Annotated in this window: 25 protein-coding genes and 1 pseudogene; 3 read left to right on the top strand and 23 right to left on the bottom strand. The window is 38.1% G+C overall.

All coding sequences use genetic code 11. The annotated features are described in order from the left end of the window. Window positions 1-5 precede the first annotated feature (5 nt). From B9T34_RS13910 to B9T34_RS13985, 16 genes and pseudogenes are all read right to left on the bottom strand, one after another. Window positions 6-734: a molecular chaperone gene (locus B9T34_RS13910; RefSeq protein WP_086213730.1), complete on the bottom strand. Its 729-nt coding sequence runs from the start codon at window positions 732-734 to the stop codon at window positions 6-8. 85 nt (window positions 735-819) lie between these two features. Next, window positions 820-1293 (bottom strand): hypothetical protein, encoded by a 474-nt coding sequence (locus tag B9T34_RS13915; protein ID WP_086213731.1) that lies wholly within the window; start codon window positions 1291-1293, stop codon window positions 820-822. Window positions 1294-1382: 89 nt separating this feature from the next. Beyond that, window positions 1383-1853, bottom strand: coding sequence for a hypothetical protein (locus tag B9T34_RS13920; RefSeq protein WP_086213732.1), 471 nt, complete (start codon window positions 1851-1853; stop codon window positions 1383-1385). A gap of 26 nt (window positions 1854-1879) precedes the next feature. Then, window positions 1880-2347, bottom strand: coding sequence for a spore coat protein U domain-containing protein (locus B9T34_RS13925; RefSeq protein WP_086213733.1), 468 nt, complete (start codon window positions 2345-2347; stop codon window positions 1880-1882). A gap of 32 nt (window positions 2348-2379) precedes the next feature. After that, window positions 2380-2820, bottom strand: coding sequence for a hypothetical protein (locus B9T34_RS13930; protein WP_139841275.1), 441 nt, complete (start codon window positions 2818-2820; stop codon window positions 2380-2382). Window positions 2821-2905: 85 nt separating this feature from the next. Next, window positions 2906-3376, bottom strand: a complete 471-nt coding sequence (locus tag B9T34_RS13935) for a hypothetical protein (RefSeq protein ID WP_086213735.1) — start codon at window positions 3374-3376, stop codon at window positions 2906-2908. Between the two features lie 27 nt (window positions 3377-3403). Continuing rightward, on the bottom strand, window positions 3404-3871 hold the full coding sequence (locus B9T34_RS13940) for a fimbrial major subunit CsuA/B family protein (protein WP_086213736.1): 468 nt from the start codon (window positions 3869-3871) through the stop codon (window positions 3404-3406). A gap of 116 nt (window positions 3872-3987) precedes the next feature. Next, entirely contained in the window at window positions 3988-4455 is a 468-nt protein-coding gene (locus tag B9T34_RS13945) for a hypothetical protein (RefSeq protein WP_086213737.1), read from the bottom strand. 310 nt (window positions 4456-4765) lie between these two features. Further along, window positions 4766-5509: an adenosylcobinamide-GDP ribazoletransferase gene (locus tag B9T34_RS13950; protein WP_086213738.1), complete on the bottom strand. Its 744-nt coding sequence runs from the start codon at window positions 5507-5509 to the stop codon at window positions 4766-4768. Continuing rightward, on the bottom strand, window positions 5506-6117 hold the full coding sequence (locus B9T34_RS13955) for a histidine phosphatase family protein (RefSeq protein WP_086213739.1): 612 nt from the start codon (window positions 6115-6117) through the stop codon (window positions 5506-5508). The genes B9T34_RS13950 and B9T34_RS13955 overlap by 4 nt, the downstream gene beginning before the upstream one ends. Window positions 6118-6124: 7 nt before the next feature. After that, window positions 6125-7177: a nicotinate-nucleotide--dimethylbenzimidazole phosphoribosyltransferase gene (gene cobT, locus B9T34_RS13960; protein WP_086213740.1), complete on the bottom strand. Its 1053-nt coding sequence runs from the start codon at window positions 7175-7177 to the stop codon at window positions 6125-6127. Beyond that, the gene (gene cobU, locus B9T34_RS13965) at window positions 7177-7695 is read right to left on the bottom strand and encodes a bifunctional adenosylcobinamide kinase/adenosylcobinamide-phosphate guanylyltransferase (RefSeq protein WP_086213741.1); all 519 of its coding nucleotides are present in this window, start codon (window positions 7693-7695) and stop codon (window positions 7177-7179) included. The genes cobT and cobU overlap by 1 nt, the downstream gene beginning before the upstream one ends. After that, a complete protein-coding gene (locus B9T34_RS13970; protein ID WP_416202719.1) occupies window positions 7692-8366 on the bottom strand; it encodes a 2'-5' RNA ligase family protein in 675 nt (224 codons plus the stop codon). The genes cobU and B9T34_RS13970 overlap by 4 nt, the downstream gene beginning before the upstream one ends. Window positions 8367-8495: 129 nt before the next feature. Continuing rightward, window positions 8496-10634, bottom strand: a complete 2139-nt coding sequence (gene mtlD / locus B9T34_RS13975) for a bifunctional mannitol-1-phosphate dehydrogenase/phosphatase (RefSeq protein ID WP_086213743.1) — start codon at window positions 10632-10634, stop codon at window positions 8496-8498. A 254-nt stretch (window positions 10635-10888) separates the two neighbouring features. Then, window positions 10889-12124, bottom strand: a complete 1236-nt coding sequence (locus B9T34_RS13980) for an MFS transporter (RefSeq protein WP_086213744.1) — start codon at window positions 12122-12124, stop codon at window positions 10889-10891. Between the two features lie 250 nt (window positions 12125-12374). Continuing rightward, window positions 12375-12710 (bottom strand): annotated as a pseudogene (locus tag B9T34_RS13985) (aminoacyl-tRNA deacylase); the annotation flags it as partial. 158 nt (window positions 12711-12868) lie between these two features. On the opposite strand from B9T34_RS13985, the gene B9T34_RS13990 reads away from it, so the two are divergent. After that, window positions 12869-14092: a tyrosine-type recombinase/integrase gene (locus tag B9T34_RS13990; RefSeq protein ID WP_086213746.1), complete on the top strand. Its 1224-nt coding sequence runs from the start codon at window positions 12869-12871 to the stop codon at window positions 14090-14092. A gap of 103 nt (window positions 14093-14195) precedes the next feature. Here the strand turns inward: B9T34_RS13990 and B9T34_RS18895 are convergent, their stop codons facing one another. From B9T34_RS18895 to B9T34_RS14010, 4 genes are all read right to left on the bottom strand, one after another. Beyond that, on the bottom strand, window positions 14196-14345 hold the full coding sequence (locus B9T34_RS18895; RefSeq protein ID WP_171265218.1) for a hypothetical protein: 150 nt from the start codon (window positions 14343-14345) through the stop codon (window positions 14196-14198). 522 nt (window positions 14346-14867) lie between these two features. After that, on the bottom strand, window positions 14868-15062 hold the full coding sequence (locus B9T34_RS14000) for a hypothetical protein (RefSeq protein ID WP_086213747.1): 195 nt from the start codon (window positions 15060-15062) through the stop codon (window positions 14868-14870). 21 nt (window positions 15063-15083) lie between these two features. Beyond that, entirely contained in the window at window positions 15084-15305 is a 222-nt protein-coding gene (locus B9T34_RS14005; RefSeq protein ID WP_086213748.1) for a hypothetical protein, read from the bottom strand. Window positions 15306-15427: 122 nt separating this feature from the next. Beyond that, window positions 15428-15610, bottom strand: a complete 183-nt coding sequence (locus tag B9T34_RS14010) for a hypothetical protein (RefSeq protein WP_086213749.1) — start codon at window positions 15608-15610, stop codon at window positions 15428-15430. 466 nt (window positions 15611-16076) lie between these two features. Here B9T34_RS14010 and B9T34_RS14015 point away from each other — a divergent pair, with 466 nt between their 5' ends. Beyond that, window positions 16077-16418: a GrlR family regulatory protein gene (locus B9T34_RS14015; RefSeq protein WP_086213750.1), complete on the top strand. Its 342-nt coding sequence runs from the start codon at window positions 16077-16079 to the stop codon at window positions 16416-16418. Window positions 16419-16626: 208 nt separating this feature from the next. Here B9T34_RS14015 and B9T34_RS14020 read toward each other — a convergent pair whose 3' ends face one another. Next, window positions 16627-17427 (bottom strand): Bro-N domain-containing protein, encoded by an 801-nt coding sequence (locus tag B9T34_RS14020; RefSeq protein ID WP_086213751.1) that lies wholly within the window; start codon window positions 17425-17427, stop codon window positions 16627-16629. A gap of 170 nt (window positions 17428-17597) precedes the next feature. Between B9T34_RS14020 and B9T34_RS19260 the strand changes: the two genes are divergently transcribed. Next, window positions 17598-17957, top strand: coding sequence for an Arc family DNA-binding protein (locus B9T34_RS19260; RefSeq protein ID WP_086213752.1), 360 nt, complete (start codon window positions 17598-17600; stop codon window positions 17955-17957). Window positions 17958-17984: 27 nt separating this feature from the next. Here B9T34_RS19260 and B9T34_RS14030 read toward each other — a convergent pair whose 3' ends face one another. After that, entirely contained in the window at window positions 17985-18881 is an 897-nt protein-coding gene (locus B9T34_RS14030; protein WP_139841276.1) for an LPO_1073/Vpar_1526 family protein, read from the bottom strand. Next, window positions 18871-19158: a hypothetical protein gene (locus tag B9T34_RS14035; protein WP_086213754.1), complete on the bottom strand. Its 288-nt coding sequence runs from the start codon at window positions 19156-19158 to the stop codon at window positions 18871-18873. The genes B9T34_RS14030 and B9T34_RS14035 overlap by 11 nt, the downstream gene beginning before the upstream one ends. Window positions 19159-19181: the final 23 nt, after the last annotated feature.

Genomic DNA, 19181 nt, shown 5'->3' on the forward strand with positions numbered 1-19181 from the left:
AAATTTTATAGCCCCGCAATATCGTATATTTGACTACCCTTTTGTGAATCTGTCTGCATTACAAATTTCAATTTTTTACCAGTAATATCGACGCCATCCACAGGCATAGCTGCTTCGCGATTAGGCAATATGTATTTCATGGTTTCCATATCTTTTAATACTTTTCCAGAAGCATCCTGAATACTGAACTTTGTCACTTGAAAGTGAGCGCTTCCGCTATTTTTAATATGAAGAATAGTTTTATTTTTGGTATCTTTCTTCAGATAGAAAGACATCTCTGGTTTAAAGCCACTGCCTACAAACACTGGGACACTGAAATTTAGCGCAATACTCATTCCAGTCTTTTGTAAAGGTGAAGGCATCTCATTAAATTTGACCCGCCATGAACCTTCCTGCTTTAAATTCATAGAAGCAATGGACTGTCTAAAACCAAATCGTATTACTTTATTTCCGTCTGGTTTTAAAATCAGTGCCTTAGGATTAACCACCAAATCAGTATCTGACGTTAGAATTTCATTACCCGCTTCATCTTGGCTCCAGCGGAAAACACTAATTTCATACGTACGGTCAGCTTTTTCACCTTTAGTGTTTAAGGTAGCCGTTGTACTTCGCTGATCACGCTCACCAGTAATATATAATTGCACAGGTGAAATTGTCAGATCAGCGTGTGCTATTGGCTTTATTAAAATCAATAAACTCAATAAAAGAATGGATTGATTATTTACAAATCGCATATTTATTTGTCCCCCATACAAATCTGCTATTTATTGTTAGAACTTTAATTGCAATATTTTTAATTTAAAGCCATCATTTTTTTAATTAATAATAGACATCAACTAGATAGGTATCAGTATAAATTCCAGCACGTGTAGTCGCTGTGATTGGTGAGTTTATAAGATCAATTTGTGCTGTTATTAAATATGCATCAACAGAGGAACCAGGGCGCGGCAATGGCTGACTGCCAGCATGTAAAGTAACTATTGCGTTATCACTGACTGCACGTGTTTGAAATTTTGTTCTGATACGTTCATTTTGCGTATTTGAAATATACCCATACCAGCCACCTTCCCATTTCGCATTATCTGCAAAAATGGAATATGGCGTATTGCAGGTGACTGTATAACCTGCAGTTGTTTCGGATCCATCTTCTTTCAAAATAATTTCAGAAGCAACATTGGAAAAAGTACACTGCTTTGCAATTTCCACACTCATGGGAATTGATGAAGTTGCTGAAGCAGCAAAAGCTGGACTTGCCATCATCATTGCTGTTATCGCTAAGAAAATTGTTTTCATAATTTCATCCTTGATGAAATATTTTATAATTATTAAAATTTAAAGCCATAAAAGGTAAATAGCTTACCTTTTAGTAAGTTTAAAAATTATTAATAATAAACATCGACTAAATAAGTATCGGTATAAACACCAGCGCGAGTCGTTGGCATAATCGGTGAGTTCAACAGATCTACCTGTGCTGTAATTAGGTAATTTTCTGCTGAATATCCAGTACGGGATAATCTAGGCCCTACGTGCAGCGCAACTTCAACGTTGTCACTCAATGCAATCGTTTTAAATTTAGTCCACAAACGTTCATTTTCTGCATTGGATATATATGTGTACCAGCCACCTTCCCATTTCGCATTATCAGCAAAAATGGAATATGGCGTATTGCAGGTCACGGTATAACCAGCTGTAGTCACAGAGCCATCTTCTTTTAAAATAATTTCAGAACTGACATTGGAAAATGTGCACTGCTTTGCAATTTCGATTTCCATAGGTATAGATGAAGATGTTGTAGCAGCAACTGCATGACCACCCATCATCAGTGCAGTAATCGCTAAAAGTATTTTTTTCATGAGCATATCCTCAATAATTTGAGAACTTAGTAGTCGACACTAATGTTTAAGGTATCGTTATAGAAACCCGCTGGCGTTGTTGCTGAAACAGCTGTGACAAGCGCCGCTGTAACATTATAAAGATCTTCCGTTAAACCAGTCTGGGATAATGGCGTTCCAACATTGACTGGTACGGCTGTACCGCTTAAATCCACTCCAATTTGAGTGCTTAAGGTATGTGCTGCATTGGTCGTTGATTTTACAAATGTCGCAGCATTTGAAGTGTTTGACGTAGACGTTGCAATGCTATACGGCGTGTTGCAGGTTACTTTAAACGTTCCTGTACCATTGGATGCATCAGTAGGGATGACGATATTCGTTGCGACATCACTGATGGTGCATTTTTTAGTAATGGTTAAGCTGACTGGAATACTTGCTGATGTTGTTGCCGCTTGAGTTAAAGCACTAGATAAAGCAGCGATTGCAGCTAAGCTAATTTTTGTTAATGTTTTCATTTTTTTTCTCGTTTACTTTGGTTCGATTAAAATTAATAAGTTACAGAAACACGAAATGTGTCTGTATACACACCCGCTGGGGTTGTTGCAGTAGTTGGATTTCTCAGTTTAAATTTTAAGATCGCATCGATAGGCGCACCGATAGGCAAAATGCCACCCGTCCACCAGTCTCGACTACCGCTATTCAATTCATAATTTCCATATGCCACAGAGTTGAACATATAGGTCTGAATAATTTGGATTGGCAATTTAATACCATCAGCATTTTTAAGACTTAAATTGCCAGAGTCCAATGAGTCTGTCGTTACGACAAAACTATAGGCGTCAATATTACAGCTCATAGTGAAATTACCTGTTGCCTGACTGCCATCTTCAGGTACAACCACCGACGAACTTACATTTGAAAGCGTGCAACTTCTAGGCACATCAACCCCCATAGGAATACTGGCTGATGTTGTATCAGCTTGAGCCAAGCCACTTCCCAGTAATGTTGCTAAAATTGCAACAGATTTTATTAATGTTTTCATTTTTTTCTCATATACTTAATTTGAATTAAAATTAATAAGTTATAGTCACACGAAATGTGTCTGTATATACACCAGCTGCTGTTGTAGCAGTTACTGGGCTTTTTAATTTTATTTTGACATATCCATTTACGGTATAATTTAGAAATCCGCTTCCTGCTTGCCATGTTTCCTTCATGTTAAGGTCTAGATACGTAATCATATTATTGACTAACGCGGAAATGGGTAATTTCTGCCCTGTAGAATTTTTCAGAGATGCATATCCATCTTGATCGATAGAATCCATGCTCACTGAAGAGCTAAATCCATAATCCATATTGCATTTATAAGTAAAGTTGCCTATGGCTTCACTGCCATCTTCAGGGACAATAATTCCTGTACTAACATTTGAAAATGTACAGCTTTTAGGAACATCTAATCCCATCGGAATAGACGAAGTCGCAGTATCAGCAATTGCATGTCCGCCCAGCATCAGTGCTGTAATCGCTAAGAATATTTTTTTCATGATTCTATCCTCAATGAATTAATTCACTTAGTAATCAACACTAATGTTTAGGGTATCGTTATAGAAACCCGCTGGTGTCGTTGCTGAAACAGCTGTAACAAGCGCTGCCCGAACGTTATAAAGATCTTCCGTTAAACCGGTCTGGGATAATGGCGTTCCAACATTGACGGGTACGGCTGTACCGCTTAAATCCACTCCAATTTGAGTGCTTAAGGTATGTGCTGCATTGGTCGTTGATTTTACAAATGTCGCAGCATTTGCAGTATTTGCTGTCGTGGTTGCAATGCTATACGGCGTGTTGCAGGTTACTTTAAACGTGCCTGTACCATTGGATGCATCATTCGGGATGACGATATTCGTTGCTACATCACTGATGGTACATTTTTTAGTGATGGTTAAGCTGACTGGAATACTTGCTGATGTTGTTGCCGCTTGAGTTAAAGCACTAGATAAAACAGCGATTGCAGCTAAGCTAATTTTTGTTAATGTTTTCATTTTTTTTCTCGTTTAATTATTTGAAATAGAAGTTAATAACTTACGATTCCACGAAATGTATTTGTATCTATATAAATAACAGCGGCCTTAGTTTCTCCTATTGCATCAGAAAATGATTAAAAAGTAGCATCCAAGTACAAAACATCCTGATAAAGCCCAGCTGGAATACTTGAATTCACATGTGTTTCTAAGCTGATACTGATTGTTCCAGGCTCCGAACTAGAAGGATCTAAAACTTGAATTTGTTGAATACTGTTGAGTTGATAATGATGAGCTATAAAATTTACATCCACTAGCGTCCTCAGCTTTTTCCCATTTTCAGACTTAACAAAAGTTGCCGACTCCCCATCTTTCAAAGATTTTGAACTTATCCTGAGCTCGAAATTTTTATTGCAATTCAGATTGAAATTTCCAGTTGCTTTCCCTCCATTTTCTGGAATGATGATTTGTGAACTAACATTCGAAAATTTACAACTCACTGGAATCGTAGTGATGACATCCACTGAAGAGGTTTGCTGTGTAGCATAAAGATTTCCTGTAAATTGGAATAAAACCAGCATCAGAAAAATGTTGAAAATTTTCATACAACATCCTGTCATCTGTATTTTCGAATTAAATTGAGTAGTAACGATTTAAATATATATAAAATGATATTCATATCACTATTATTGGGTATTTTTTAATCAAAACTTATTTATAATTATTATGCCTAATATTAAAAATAAAATATTTTCTTATATTATTGAGTGATTATTCAATAAATAATCATCTATCAAAGATGTTTTTATTTTTTCCTTCTTAGAAAAAACAAATTGATAGTCTATTTGTTAATTTTCACCAAAAAATAAAACGTCTAGATCAAACCAATATTATTCATTTTATTTTTATATAACTTCAAAAAATCAAATATAATCCAATGACAAAAATCAGCAAGCTAACGCACTCAATAATTTCTATAGCAGCACCAACCGTATCTCCAGTTATACCGCCAATTCGCTGAATAAATTTATGGCGCAAATACAGCAAACTTACAACTGCTGCCAGCAGCGCTGTTAAACCTACATATAAAAAGCACGCACAGATACTTAAACTCAGAACGATCACTGTCCATGCCGTTTTGCGCGGCAACAGCTCAGCCATTGAGCTGCCTAAACCTTTTTCACGGACATACGCTGTGCTTAAAAACAGATATAAAGGCGCTGTACGGCCCAATACAGGAAATATGATCAAGGCCGCATACAGCTGCTTTTGCAGCAATACATAAGCTGCAGACCATTTTAATAAACAGATAATGATTAGGCTCAGCACCCCGATTGGACCGCAGGCCGGGTCCTTCATAATTTTCAGTGTGCGCTCAACATCTCCAAAACCTCCGACCCAAGCATCTGCGGTATCTGCCAAGCCATCTAAATGCAAACCTCCCGTCAGCCAAATCCATACGACCAAAATCAGACTGGAAAGTAAAATTATAGGAACAGTCTGTAACGCGAGTGCAAGCGCAAATAAAATGAAACCGATGATCAATCCCACAAGCGGATAAAACAGCAGCGAGTGGGCATTTTGCACTTTGCTTGGCATAGCTTGTAAACGTATAGGAAACGTGGTTAAAAACTGCAGCGCGATCCAAAAAGGAGTCATAGCTCATGCTCCTTTTCATCTACACAGCGTATGCTTAAATTATGATGTATTTCAAAACGATTTAACTGTCCCAATTCAGCAGACATTTTTAAAATATTATCTAGAGATTGACTAAAGGCTTTACACTTCAACAGCTTTATTACGCCGCCATGTGTGACAAGCAAAGCGCTGTGATTGTTGTTGAGCTGCATATTTTGAATGCTTCGTTTTAAGCCAGACAATACGCGCTGATCAAAAGCCAACATACTTTCGGCATTGGGCGGCGTGAAATCTGTTGGCTGCAGCCAAAATTTTTCCAAGGCTTCAGGCTGAGTATGATAAAGATGTGCTGTAGATTGCCCTTCCCAGTCTCCAAAATGCATTTCTTGGAAATCAGGCATTACCAACAGTTCCACATTCAGCAATGTCGCCGCATGTGTTGCAAATGTAAAACAGCGCTGCAGCGGTGAACTGATCACAAAGTCCCATTGTGCGCCATTTTTAATTGCTTGTTCCAGCGTGCTTTGCATTTGCTGCCAGCCATTTTCTGTCAGTGCGTCATCTGTCGAACCACGCAATGTATGGCTCAATTCAGTTTCACCATGGCGCAGCAAATCCAGCGTATACATCGTGAGATTAAACCTTATCGCCAATTACAGAGGCTTCCGCAAAAGTCGCCATATTATTGTGCAGGCTACATGCAAGCTTAATCAGCCCGAGTGCGGCACCTGCACCACTGCCTTCACCTAAGCGAAGATTCAATTTCAGCAAGGGTTCAGCCTGTAACTGATCTAATAAGCGGCGATGGCCATACTCTGCAGATTGATGGCCAAACAGCATCCATTGACGAACTGCCGGATTCATCCGCACCGCTGCCAATGCCGAAGCTGTCGTAATAAAACCATCAACAATAACTGGCAAACCAATTTGCGCACAGCGGATATAAGCGCCCGTCATGGCTGCAAGCTCTAAACCGCCGACTGCGCATAAAGCTTTAAATGCATCTTGAGCGACATAATTTTTATGCAGCTCCAGCGCTTGATTAATAATATTCTTTTTATGGGCTAATTGTTCTGCCCGAATACCTGTGCCAACTCCTGTCAGCTGTTCTGCATCTTCATTTAATAAAAAACATGCCACTGCAGAAGCTGAGCAGGTATTGCCAATGCCCATTTCGCCAGCAATATAAATAGAGGCGCCATTTACAAGCGCCTTTTCAGCGCTGAGGCGGCCTAAATTCATGGCTTCTATACATTGTTCTTCTGTCATTGCCAGCTGTTTCACGAAGTTTGCGGTACCTGGAATAATGCAATGACGCTCTACGCCTGCATATTCATAAGCTTCACCCACGGAGCCGCAGTCAATGACCTGTAGATTTGCACCATACTCTTTGGCAATAACACTGATGCACGCGCCGCCGGTAGCAAAATTTTGCAGCATTTGTCGAGTTACTGCTTGCGGGTATGCGGAGATGTTTTCTTCCATCACCCCATGATCGCCTGCAAAAATAGCAATCCAAGGTTTATCTGCATTGGGTTTTGCCTGATTTTGCAATGCTGCCAGCTGTACAGCAACATGCTCTAACTCAGATAATGAGCCTGTTGGTTTGGTTAATTGCAGCTGACGCGCTTCTGCCTGCTGTTTTGCTTCCGCACTTGGCGTTTTGCATTCATCTAACCACCAGCTCATTATTTATCTCCTTTTAAAATCATTGGAAAGCCTGCCACACAAAACAAGACTTTATCAGCAATTTGACCCAACTGTTGATGCAGTCGGCCCGATTCATCAACAAATTTACGGCTGATCTGCCCCATAGGTACAACGCCTAAACCCGTTTCATTGCTTACTAAAATAATTTCAGATTTCAGCTGAGGCAGGATTTGCAGCAGCTTGGTACATTCTTCTATTTGCAGCTGCGCGTTATCACTCATTAACAAATTGCTCATCCATAAAGTCAGACAATCTACCAAAATGAGCTGCCCAGCTTGATCAATTTGTTTTAAACGATCTGCCAAATATACAGGTTCTTCAACAAGCGCCCATTCTCTTGGCCGCTGCGCTTGATGATGTTCAATCCGCTCGCGCATTTCATCATCCCAAGCCTGTGCAGTCGCCACATAAGTCACTGGCTTGTTAAGCTGAATGGCAGTTTGTTCTGCTAAACGGCTTTTTCCTGAGCGTGCACCGCCTAAAATTAAATGAATCATTGAGCACCTAATTGTAATTGATGATGTGCAGTCAGTTCGCCCTGCAGCTGCTGCGCGGTATAACTGCCAAAAGTCAGCTGCTGTACGTCAAGTTCAAAGCAGCGCTGTTCCATTGCTTGTATGCGGGCAAAGACTTCATCACTGTTCAGCGCATGGCCGTATAAGCCAATTGTAATATGCGGACAGTAACGCAGCGGCGCAATTTCATCTGAACATTGATACAGCTGCTGACGGATACGGTCTAAATGATTATTTGGGTCTTCGATTTCAATAAACAAAGCACTTTCGAAACTGTTGATTCTGCCAGTTTTCAGCTTAAATGATGTTAAAGTTGCTGACTGCAATTTCTGAAGATGTGCCTGGAAATGCTGCAAGCTGAAATCATCATATTGATATTGGATTGCTGAATTGGGTGCTTCTGAATTCTGCGCGTTTGGACTGTGTATTTCTGAGTTTAAAAACCCGCAAATAAATAACGTGATGTGAAATTGGCGGCTATTCGGTTGAAATAAAAAGTCAGAAAAAGCCGCGCGCAGCTGCTCCAAATAAGCTAGCAGCTCTGGAGAATGCAATTCTAAATACCATAATGAAAATACAGAACGCCCTTTATGCCACTCTGGATAATCTTGAGCGCAGGTTGGCACTACAGGCATAGAAGGTAAAAGAAACACGCAAAATTCACAATAAAATCAGTTCAGTTATTTAAACATGTTTTGAAAGTATTATGCACACGTGTTTCTTTAGCAATATTCAGCATCAAGCTGAATATTGCTCAGTTATCGTTGACTAATACGCTGCTCCTATATACTTGCGACCTGCCCCTGAGTTGCATTTTCAAGCTCATAAACAGTATTTGTTTTCATTTTATTAGCTGTAAGTTCGAGTAGCTGTATTTCTACAGCGCTGATAATCTCCTGCTGCCGCTTTTGTGGAAGCGCCATCAGGCCAACATCATGCTGCAAATGCTGCAGCGCACCAGTGATATTGACCATACCTTGCTGCACGGCATAAGCATAGCCATAGGCTGCGCCGCGGAGCAATGCCTGAACTGGCAGCTCATGCTGAACATGGTATTCGATAGAACCCAATACCCGTTCATTTCTATTCAGCTTACGCAATGGATCGCGGGCAACCCGCTGACAAGGGTCTTTATATGCCGTTTCGCAAGAAGCTAAAAAAGTATCAGCCATGCGTTTCAAGTCCTTTCGGTATTTCGGAACATGTAAGTTCAGGCCCTGCTGCACTTCCAAGACTAAAGCATGGCAAAATTGCTGCACCCGCTTATCTGCCAGAGCAACACCAATTGTGCTATGACCATGCAGGCTCGCATACCACGCCGTCATCGCATGAACGCCATTCCACAAACGGTTTTTAATCAACTGAATATCTTCAATATGCTCCACTAAAATCATTTGTCGGATTTTGCTTAAGACTGGGCTTTTATTTTCTACATAGATTGTCATATCAGCTTCGGCATTAAACAGAATCAAATCCATGTTTTGTAATATATGACCAGGCTGGAAATTACGGCGCAAGTCTTCCACATATTGTGCCGCCTGCCGTTCCTGATCCGCGCTCAGATGTGTTGCATCCTCCATCTCCATTACATCTTCTTCGCAGTCCTGCTGATATTGCTGAAAAATACTGTGCTTTATCCGCAGCTGGCGATAGAGATTATGGTCACTCAGTTTAGAAACCATGCGGTTTACTACGGTATCGCAGAAATAATGCTGAGCCATAATGTTCGCAGCAATGTCCTGATCAGAAATAGCTTCTAAAGCCTGCCGTAAATGCTGTAAAAATAATGTTTTGGCGCCCACTTTATTTAAAATAATTAAAAAGGTCAGCGGCAATTCCTGCTGATCAAAAGCCATATGGCGCGCCATTAATCCCTGAGCAATCACTTTGCTTTCTTTTTCCAAGGCGCGTTCCGGCAAGCAAATGGCAATGACACTTGATTCTATATACATCTCCTGCATTTGCTCGAGCTGATCGGCGTTAATCACCTGCACATTATCAATACGCTCATCAAAGGACATTTGACCATAACGGATACTGTATGCCCCAAAGGCATTGACTGCTGACTGATACAGCGGATTGCGTGTAGATGCATAAATGCGTTTTGGCCGTGTATAACCATCCCAGTGCGAAAATATCTGCGCCAAATAACCGCCGCCAATTGCGCCAAAGCCATGAATGCCGACACTGAGCTGGTTCAATGTTTGCGGGAAAGCCTCGGTTAAACTTGGCATATCCAAATGGTCAACATAGCGATCTAAATCTTCAAAACAGGCATACATATCATCATAATAAAAATCAGCATTGCGCATCATTTCATCATTGGGTTCTTTAATGTCTTTCAGCAAAATGGTCTGGCCATCGGCATGACGCGCAGAGCGGATGCCATTTGCTGAATCTTCAAACATTAGACAGTCTGTAGGCTGCACATTGAGTTTCGCTGCTGCAGTAATAAAAATTTCTGGATGCGGTTTACCTTGACGCACTTCATCTCCGCAGACCAGTACATCAAAAAATTTATAAACATTGGCATTAATCAAATATTCTTCAGCAATTGCCCTGCGGCTTGATGTTGCAACCGCCATGCGTAATCCAGATTTGCGCAGCCGTTCCAGCACTTGCACCAAACCGCGCTTAATGGGCACGCCAAATTTGCGCACACTCTCCAGCTCAAGCTCATCTGCGCGCTTGCGGATTTCAGCATACGGTGTTTCTTCACCATACTCTTGTTTTGCTAAAGCTTCTGCACTAGACGCGCTTAGCCCCAAACAAGCCATAAGATAAGCATCAGAAAATTCAGCACCGTTTAATTCTTGAGATGCCTGTTTCAATGTTTGAAACCGAAGGCGTTCAGTATCAAACATTGTTCCATCCATATCAAAAATGGCGCCTATAACATTTTTCCCATGAAATTTAATCATTTAAGACCCTATGCCGTTTTTTTATTCAGGCTTCATGCTATAGGAGGATCTTGATGAGATTTAAAAAACAAAAACAATGAAACAATATTGATTAAATTATGATCCATTATTTAAACTTAAGGCTATTTTTTGTATAGATTGATTAACATTAAATATCTGTATGTAACTCATTCAGCATTGCAAGAATATTACCCCCAGATCTTCAGCATTTTTTATTGTATGCAAGAATCATCTTAAGTCTGAAAAATGATGGATTAACTGCTCAGTTCTGGCTGCTCACGGTACCTTGCGAATTGCTTAATTGCAAAATAAGCCACCAGAAACAATATATTCAAGATCAAAAAATAATAAGGATAAGCAGCGTTCCATTGATAAAGCCCTGTACTGATTAAAGGTCCTGCAACAAAACTGAGTGCTTGTGTAGCCGTACATAAGCTTGCGATTTTTGCTTGCATGTCTTGCGGTGCTGTTTGTGCCGCACCTGTAGTAAAAGCTGGAATTAAACAGGCAACTGCAATTCCATACAGAACATAAGCCGCTTGAAAGATCTGTAAACTTTGTGTGAAAACTGAAATTAACAGTCCTGCAGACATTGCCACCAAACCTAGCCAGAGCAATTGATATACAGACCACTTTAAGTATTTTGAAATTAAAGTCTGCATCACCACCAATGAAATACCCACAATCAACGAACACTGAGCAAATGATACGGCGCCCTGTGCAATGCCCATTTTGAAGTGATCTTGAATATAAAAACCTGCCGTTAGATTCAGTGTAACGATGGCCAAATACAAGCTAAAACCTAAAAGCAGCCATGGAAAACATTGGCTAATACTGAATTGCGGTGCATTCGATGGTTCTAAAAGATCTTCAATTTGCATATCTGGAGCATGATATTGCGCCTGAATTTCATCTTGTTCAAAAGCAAACACAATAACCGCACTGATGCTGGCAAGTATAAATATGGAAGCCCAAAGCGGGGTTAGCATGCCCCAAGTGAGCAATACTGTTGTTAAAAAAGGCCCAAAGACAACACCGACACTGTTTAATGCGCCAAATTTCGACATCGTTTGTGAACGCTCCTGCTCGCTGTCATAAGCCGTCATCACAAAAGTTTGTAAAGCAATTTGCGGCATTGCCATAAAAATGCCTGTACAGGCGCGCGCAAACATCAAAAGAGCAAATAACAGAGTTAAAGACAGCTGTATGGTGAGGCCATACATGAGGACTGCCGTAAAAATCCCCCAAGTGACCGCCATGCCAATAAAGCCTATACTCAACAATTGAAAAATAGAGTATTTATGTTGATGTTTGCTAATATAAATTGCAGAAATAGCCATCAATAAAGCGCCTATAGACACCATAGCGCCAGCTTGCAGTTCTGATAACTGAAGCTGGCGTACCAAAGGCGCCAGCAAAGGCAAAATCATGGAAAAACTTGCGCCATTGGCTAGGCTGGCTGCTATAAAAATCTTATTGTTCTGATTCATTATTTTAATCACTCATCCGGCTCATTCCTTATAAAACAAAAAAGGCGGCTGATGCCACCTTTTTTCGATACGCTGTATTAGAGTGCTTATAGCGGTTTTGATGATGTTCTATTTTTGGGTTAAATCTTAAAACAAAAAAACTCAACCCAATGATATTTCGACAATTACAGTTATAGGCCTTTTTAAAAAAAAGCTCTTGAGCTGCAGATTTCAAACTTTTTAAGCCAAACTGATTTTTATTCCGTATCAATCACTCATCCAGTAAATCTGTAAAATTTGCACCCAGTACTTTAGCAAGGTCTTGCGGTTTTAAACCAATATCTAAACCGCGCTTTCCGCCGCTGACATAAATTTTAGCTAAGCTTTCTGCAGAAGCATCAATCACTATTTTTAAGCGCTTCTTCTGACCCAATGGGCTAATCCCGCCAACCAAATAGCCCGTTAAACGCTCTGCATCTTTAGGATCAGCCATTTTTAGTTTTTTACAGCCAAATGCTGCCGCTACTTTTTTTAAGCTCAGCTGATGATTAACTGGCAATACCGCTACAAAATAGTTTTTTTCGTCTGAAAACATTATTTTAAAAATCTAAACAAATTATACAAAATTTAAACTATTTTTATTTGCTTATAATTAATATCTTAGCAAATCATACAAAATATAAATCCTATATGCAAAATCCATAATTGTGAGTAATATCGTGAGTAACTCTTAAATACAACTTCCCCCATTTCAAGTTACTCACTATGCTCACAGATACCAAAATTAGAAGCTTAAAGCCTCGCGAAAAGACATATCGTATAGCTGATCACAATGGTTTATGTATAGAAATTCGCCCGAGTGGCACAAAGTTATGGCGGTACAGATATCGTTTTGAAGGCAAAGCATCAATGCTCAGCCTCGGTGAATATCCGCATGTGAGTCTTGCTGACGCTCGCAAAGCTAAAGATGATGCCAGACTAATGTTGAATGACGGCAAAAATCCCTCTCAAGTCAGAAAAGATGAAAAAATAGAGGCTAGCATCCAGAATGCAAACACTTTTGGATTGGTCTCGCAGGAATATATTGCTGATATCTTAAAAGCTAGATCCGATAAGTATGTTAATAAAATAAGGAAATCGCTGGAACTTGATATATATCCAGTTATTGAACACAAGAATGTTGCTGAAATATCGGCAGCTGATGTTCTTTACATTGCTAGATCTACTGTGTCTCGTGTCAGAACAACTGGTAAAAGAGGCACTGGTGAAATTACCGCGCTCAACAATATAAAGATCATAGGTGCTGTTATGCGCTATGCAATTGCAACTTTAAGAGCAGAGAACGATCCAACCTATGCTGTTCGTGGTTCTATCACTCGCCCTGATACGGAGCACGCAAGGCCATTAACAAAGGAAGAGCAAGCTCATTTTAGGAAAGGTCTTGATAATTTTAGAGGATCAGCAACAGTTAGAAATGCGCTGCTCACAATGGCATACACAATGCTGCGATCAATCGAAATACGACGCATGAAATGGAGTTATGTTGATTTTGAGTCAAAAATAATCAATTTTCCTATTTCTACACGAAGCAATTCCCAAGAAAGAACAACAAAGAAAAATAGGATTCACTTAGTGCCCATGTCTGATCAGCTTTATACTCTATTGCAGCAGCAACACATTGAGTCTGGAAATAAGGAATATGTATTTCCAGCTGTCTATAGCGGGGGTAATTTAAACCCGATTGGCGGTACAACACTAAATGTAGCCCTTAAAAACATGGGATTAAAGACTGTTACAGCTCATGATTTCCGAGCCACAGCTTCTACCATCTTGAATGAATTGGATTTTGCTGAAGATTGGATTGAAAAGCAGTTGGCGCATGCTGCACAAAACAAGGTTCGAGCATCCTATAATCACGCCAAGTATATGAGCCAGCGCAGAGACATGCTGCAACAATGGGCTGATATTGTTGATGGGTGGAAAGAATAAAAAATAAAAACTTGGCTCTATTTCCATACAGAACACACTTTTATTAAGTTTTAATAATTAAAATCCCTCAAGTTAAGTCTTGAGGGCTTTTTGATAATCAGAATTACTTCTGTTGTTTCTGTGGATTTTCAGGTTGTTCATTTGGTTGTTTTTTGGGGTCAGCTTGTTGCTGCTGTTTCTGATCATTCTGTTGATTAGGTTGTTTCTGAGGATCAGATTGCTGATTTTGTTGGTTCGGTTGTTGATTAGCCATTTTGATTTCCATCCTTTAATTTTAATACATGCTATAAAATATAGCAGGCTTATCAATCTACGCCTTTAAATTCGTGTTTTTTCAATTCAGGTGTATCTGATTGCATCTATGTAAGTTGGAAAAATATAAGCACTTGATCCTTATCAATACTGATTAGAATAAGTTAACAATTATTACTTAAAGCCCTCACTTGAGAGCGTTAACAATTCACAAGCCGTTCTTAGGAAATACACACTTTCATTTCATAAAATAAGTTTTACATCCTTCTAAAATTCATCATTTACTTTCATGTGTGGATCACCTTTTTCATCATCGTATTGATCTACAGACTTAAGTTGATTGTCGCGCGCATATCGAAACCCATTGTACGGCTCAGCTCCCTCTTTGAAGCCGCCAGGAATATCAGTTCACATTTGGTATTGGAAATAGAAATAGGCTGCGACACCTATAATTGCTAAAATAGTGCTAATTAATTTTAAATTGTTTGAGATCATTTTTTATTCTCTAGAGTTATTGGATATTTCAAATACTATTATTAATTTTATTAAATTTTTTTAAAAACAATATACGACCACTAATATTATCAACATGCTGATAAATAAATCTACCATAGAGCCCATTAAAAGCATGGTCATTAGCGTTTTGCTTATATTCTAGACCTAATAACCTGTTAATTTCAGCTTTATCCTTAAGATGGATTAATATATTAATTTTCATGAGGAAACTCCTATATTAAAATTAATTATCTTTATAAAAAGCATCCTCCTCCACAAAATATACGTCATCTGAATTATCCATTTTCCACTGATAAGTGCCTAATATTCTTTCAAAGCTATTTCCGTAAGAATTAGTAAGATTAATCAAATTACTATTCTCATCAAATTCTCCTGTGAATGATAAACGCGGATAGCGATGAAACTCCTCATACATTTTATGAACTAGAACATGTTTAATAATCATTGCTTACTCTCTCTTCAGCAATAAAAAGGGTTAGCCTCTTTATTGCAGTTTAGTAATCAAAAAATCTATAATATTTTTAGATAATTCAATTACTTAGTTTGGTTTATTTTTACATTTAAGCCTTACTTTTCTTTGAAGGGGGTTTGGTTAGGTTGCTGTTGCTGCTGCTGTTTAGGCTCAGGTTGTGGCTGCTTAGATGACGGGGCTTCTTGCTGTTTTTGGTGTTGATTTCCCTGATCACTATCAGGTTGTTTATTTGTTTGGTTTTTTTGATTTGAACCTTGTTGACTTTCTGAATTTGACATAATGATGATCCTGTATTGTCATTAGTATTAATGACAGTTACAGACTGCTCCTATTCTAATTATTTAGATAGCACTCAAGTGTATCTATATATATTATAGTCATTTTGTTTTTTTATTTCTTATAGTTTTCACTTACTTGCAAAATACCTTTTACTTAATATTAAATTATATTTTAAAATTTACTTCAATTACAAAAAAAAGCACAATAATTACCACAATATGACAATAATATACACCCCATTAAATCTATCGTGAGCTAAGCCATGAAAATTCTAAAGTATATAGGTGTTGGTGTTTTAGCATGTTGTTTATACAAAAAAATAAAATCTAAGAAAAAAGATAAATACCATACTGAAGCAAATTCAATTAATCAGGATGAAAAACCCGCATAGTCATTAACTCTGAATTTACTATTTATTTTAATTCAAGCCATTTTTATAGTTTATTCTCCATATCGAGAGTTGTCATGAATAACGGAATTTATTTACTTTTTTTCAAGAGTAAAAACTTTGATTTTGGTACTGGAATTTTGGTCGTAAACCATTGTATTGCAAATGGTGGTGATACATTATATTCGTACTCTGGATCAATAAAGGATGATCAAGCTATTCTTTATCTTGTAAAACATGATAGTAAAGCTCATTCCTTTTTTGGTGATTCGGTTAAACTTAAACTTAATTTGAACTGCCATCCTGAACCTGAAGGATATCTTCTCAGAGGAAATGTTGAGAATCTTCAAACCATCCCCCTTGTTATTAAAGCTAAATTCATTGGTCATTTAACTGAACCTAAGGATTTTTCTATATGATATTCGCAATCAAAATGCCCTCACTTGAGGGCTTTTTTATATATAGCATTTAGCCATGTGGAAAAGGCAATACGGTCAAATTTTGACACCATAAAGCCGACTAGACTTCCCTTTTAATTTTGCCAGAGCCAATGTAACGTTAAACCCAGAATAGTTCCTATATAGGTAAAAGAATTGAAATAAAAAACCGCCCGAAGGCGGTCTATTTTTACTTGAGCAATTTATATCGCTCATGCGGCAGTGTTTTAAGTTCAAACATGTGGTCGTAATCATAGTTTGGCATTTTAAAGCCGCATTTTTTACTCACGCCTGATATAGCACTACTCATTGAGAACATATTGTCGTTGAGCATGCTCACCAGTAATGGATTGAGTTTGGCCAATGCTGGGCTATGGGTATTCCACCATGCTTGAAAGAAGCGAGCATGTACGCAAAGCATTTCTAGGGATTGTTTTTCATCTATATAGATGTTCCCTTTTGACTTAATTTCTAGGGTTTCTAGGTAATTCACTGCGTCTTGAAAATGAATGGCCAACAGATCGCTATAGCGTGCAATGCGGAAGTGTTTGTTGTGACGTGCCCACATTTCTGCATGAAGTCTGCGTTCACCTTGGGCGCGTCGGTCGACAATTTCTTTGAGTTCAGCTTGCTGCTCTGCGTTGATTTTTACACGTGTGTCGATTAGCTGCTGTAGTGATTCTTTGTCTAATACGTCGAGTACCCATTTTCGGAATTCTTTAGCGACTGGTGTACGGGCAAACATAGCGATTAAGTGACAACCTCTAAGTGAGAATATCCGCATACCCAAACTGGGTAGCTGAGGATTCTCAACTACCTGCGTCATTTTTTGAGTGAATTCGTCTGCTTTACGATTAAAAATCTTACTTACTGCATTTTCTTGCTTATATCCTAAGGCTTGAGCTAATTCAGTAGATGTTAACCAAATGTCCTGTTCGTATCTAACAACATTAAACATTGTTTCATTAAAAGATAATGTTAAACTATTCATATCAGTTTTCTCGCTAAAGATTGATAACTAGCCCCGTGATCCGCCAAGATTATTCGGGGCTTTTTAACACCCCAGTGGGGTGTATTTAAAATTTATTCTTTTAATTAAACCTTGTCAACCCCAGTGGGGTTTATTATTATTGAATCAATTTCGAAAAACAGATTATTGATATGAGCAAGCATCTAGGTGTTGAATATAAAGTTCGAATGCCTCAAGAATTAAAAGATAAGATTACAGCATCGGCTAAAGAGCTGAATCGCTCTATTAATGCGGATATTGTGGCGAGACTGGAAGAGAGCTTTGAAGGATCAACTTTCACTAAAGAGCAAAAAATTGAATATGGTGAGGGTTTTTTAGCGGGTACAGTTGAGGCACTAACAGCTTTATACAGTGACCTACTTAGTGACTTAGAGAAAGGTTACTCAAATAATCCAACACCAGAATTATTTTTAGAAATAGAAAAATATAAATTTTTGTTAGAAAAAATGAATTTACTCTTACATAGTAAATCCCAAAATTTAAATACCTAATGAGATAAAAAAGCACCGTGAGGTGCTTTAAATATATGACCTATATAATTCATACAATCCATAATTTTTTAAAGTACTAATTGCAATTTGCTCACCAATTGCAGAAATACCAAAATAATGACCTCTGAATAAGTTGTCATAGTTATCAATAAGTTTTTTATAGGTTAAAGCTGAATTTTCCAAAATCACATTAAGTATATCCTCTTCCTTTATACCCATAGCTGAATAATGATGTGTATGCTTATCAATTGCTCGATAAGCAAAATGATTATTATTGTGTATAAGGATGCCTATAGACTCTAAATACTTCGCTTCTTTTAAATCAACCCGTTCATATTGAGAGAAAGGTAAGATTAATTTTTCAATTATTTCGTTTATATTACCTAAAAAAAACTCAACTTTTAGATCATTATTCCAATCATCCTCTTTTTCATAGCTAGGTAAAAAAGTATCAAGAAGATAAATAAAAACTATAAAATCTATATGCTTAGAAACTAGCTTTGGTACTATTTCAATAGCCTGATTGCAGATTAAATTATTAAAATCATCAGTACTTTCTAACATCTTAGTATTTATCAATTTAATCAATAAATCTGGATGCGCTTTTTCACCAAATCTTGCAGCCAATTGTATAGATTGGTTAAGACAAAACTGTATATCTGGATCAGCTAATTTTTCTAATAAAATATTTTCAATGTTTTGATTAAGGTTTGCTTGTAAAGCTATAGAAAAATTATGAACATTTTCAAGTGCGACTTTAGCAGCTTCATCTCTTAGGCGAGGAAAATTCATGTCAAACAATTGATTACAAATGGGTATGATCTCAGTTATTAAAACTCCATTATTAATGGTTACATCATTTATTTGTTCTGCCTGTAACGCAATAGAACCACCTTCTACAGCTTGTTCTTGATTATTTGGCACTTTCTTGTTCCACATTTCCATTACCCTTATTAATCACTACCCCCTGTATAACGTCAGCTTGTAGCCCTATTGAGTCATCAAAAACTTCCTGATTTTTTGTTACAGATATTGGTGGCGTGGTATTATCTACTTTTTTAGCGATCTTAAAACTTGATAAAAATACTACAAATGCTGCTAAAAATGCCGCCCAAGAATCAAAGCCAGGCTTTAGTACTGCCCATAATAATGTAATGGCTGAACATAAACCCGCCACTGTAATAATAAGCGCTCTCATCATATTGGCCTCATATAGTTTTTTCT

The sequence above is a fragment of the Acinetobacter sp. ANC 3813 genome, from assembly GCF_002135435.1.
Lineage (GTDB): Bacteria > Pseudomonadota > Gammaproteobacteria > Pseudomonadales > Moraxellaceae > Acinetobacter.

What these genes read in the sequence shown, in the direction of transcription:
- B9T34_RS14035 (WP_086213754.1), bottom strand. Translation starts at nt 19,158, where the DNA reads ATGATGAGAGCGCTTATTATTACAGTGGCGGGTTTATGTTCAGCCATT.
- B9T34_RS13955 (WP_086213739.1), bottom strand. Translation starts at nt 6,117, where the DNA reads ATGTATACGCTGGATTTGCTGCGCCATGGTGAAACTGAATTGAGCCAT.
- mtlD (WP_086213743.1), bottom strand. Translation starts at nt 10,634, where the DNA reads ATGATTAAATTTCATGGGAAAAATGTTATAGGCGCCATTTTTGATATG.
- B9T34_RS14005 (WP_086213748.1), bottom strand. Translation starts at nt 15,305, where the DNA reads ATGATTATTAAACATGTTCTAGTTCATAAAATGTATGAGGAGTTTCAT.
- B9T34_RS14020 (WP_086213751.1), bottom strand. Translation starts at nt 17,427, where the DNA reads ATGAATAGTTTAACATTATCTTTTAATGAAACAATGTTTAATGTTGTT.
- cobT (WP_086213740.1), bottom strand. Translation starts at nt 7,177, where the DNA reads ATGAGCTGGTGGTTAGATGAATGCAAAACGCCAAGTGCGGAAGCAAAA.
- B9T34_RS14015 (WP_086213750.1), top strand. Translation starts at nt 16,077, where the DNA reads ATGAATAACGGAATTTATTTACTTTTTTTCAAGAGTAAAAACTTTGAT.
- B9T34_RS13945 (WP_086213737.1), bottom strand. Translation starts at nt 4,455, where the DNA reads ATGAAAATTTTCAACATTTTTCTGATGCTGGTTTTATTCCAATTTACA.
- cobU (WP_086213741.1), bottom strand. Translation starts at nt 7,695, where the DNA reads ATGATTCATTTAATTTTAGGCGGTGCACGCTCAGGAAAAAGCCGTTTA.
- B9T34_RS13940 (WP_086213736.1), bottom strand. Translation starts at nt 3,871, where the DNA reads ATGAAAACATTAACAAAAATTAGCTTAGCTGCAATCGCTGTTTTATCT.
- B9T34_RS13915 (WP_086213731.1), bottom strand. Translation starts at nt 1,293, where the DNA reads ATGAAAACAATTTTCTTAGCGATAACAGCAATGATGATGGCAAGTCCA.
- B9T34_RS13980 (WP_086213744.1), bottom strand. Translation starts at nt 12,124, where the DNA reads ATGAATCAGAACAATAAGATTTTTATAGCAGCCAGCCTAGCCAATGGC.
- B9T34_RS13950 (WP_086213738.1), bottom strand. Translation starts at nt 5,509, where the DNA reads ATGACTCCTTTTTGGATCGCGCTGCAGTTTTTAACCACGTTTCCTATA.
- B9T34_RS18895 (WP_171265218.1), bottom strand. Translation starts at nt 14,345, where the DNA reads ATGGCTAATCAACAACCGAACCAACAAAATCAGCAATCTGATCCTCAG.
- B9T34_RS14010 (WP_086213749.1), bottom strand. Translation starts at nt 15,610, where the DNA reads ATGTCAAATTCAGAAAGTCAACAAGGTTCAAATCAAAAAAACCAAACA.
- B9T34_RS13925 (WP_086213733.1), bottom strand. Translation starts at nt 2,347, where the DNA reads ATGAAAACATTAACAAAAATTAGCTTAGCTGCAATCGCTGCTTTATCT.
- B9T34_RS13920 (WP_086213732.1), bottom strand. Translation starts at nt 1,853, where the DNA reads ATGAAAAAAATACTTTTAGCGATTACTGCACTGATGATGGGTGGTCAT.
- B9T34_RS13990 (WP_086213746.1), top strand. Translation starts at nt 12,869, where the DNA reads ATGCTCACAGATACCAAAATTAGAAGCTTAAAGCCTCGCGAAAAGACA.
- B9T34_RS14000 (WP_086213747.1), bottom strand. Translation starts at nt 15,062, where the DNA reads ATGAAAATTAATATATTAATCCATCTTAAGGATAAAGCTGAAATTAAC.
- B9T34_RS19260 (WP_086213752.1), top strand. Translation starts at nt 17,598, where the DNA reads ATGAGCAAGCATCTAGGTGTTGAATATAAAGTTCGAATGCCTCAAGAA.
- B9T34_RS13910 (WP_086213730.1), bottom strand. Translation starts at nt 734, where the DNA reads ATGCGATTTGTAAATAATCAATCCATTCTTTTATTGAGTTTATTGATT.
- B9T34_RS13935 (WP_086213735.1), bottom strand. Translation starts at nt 3,376, where the DNA reads ATGAAAAAAATATTCTTAGCGATTACAGCACTGATGCTGGGCGGACAT.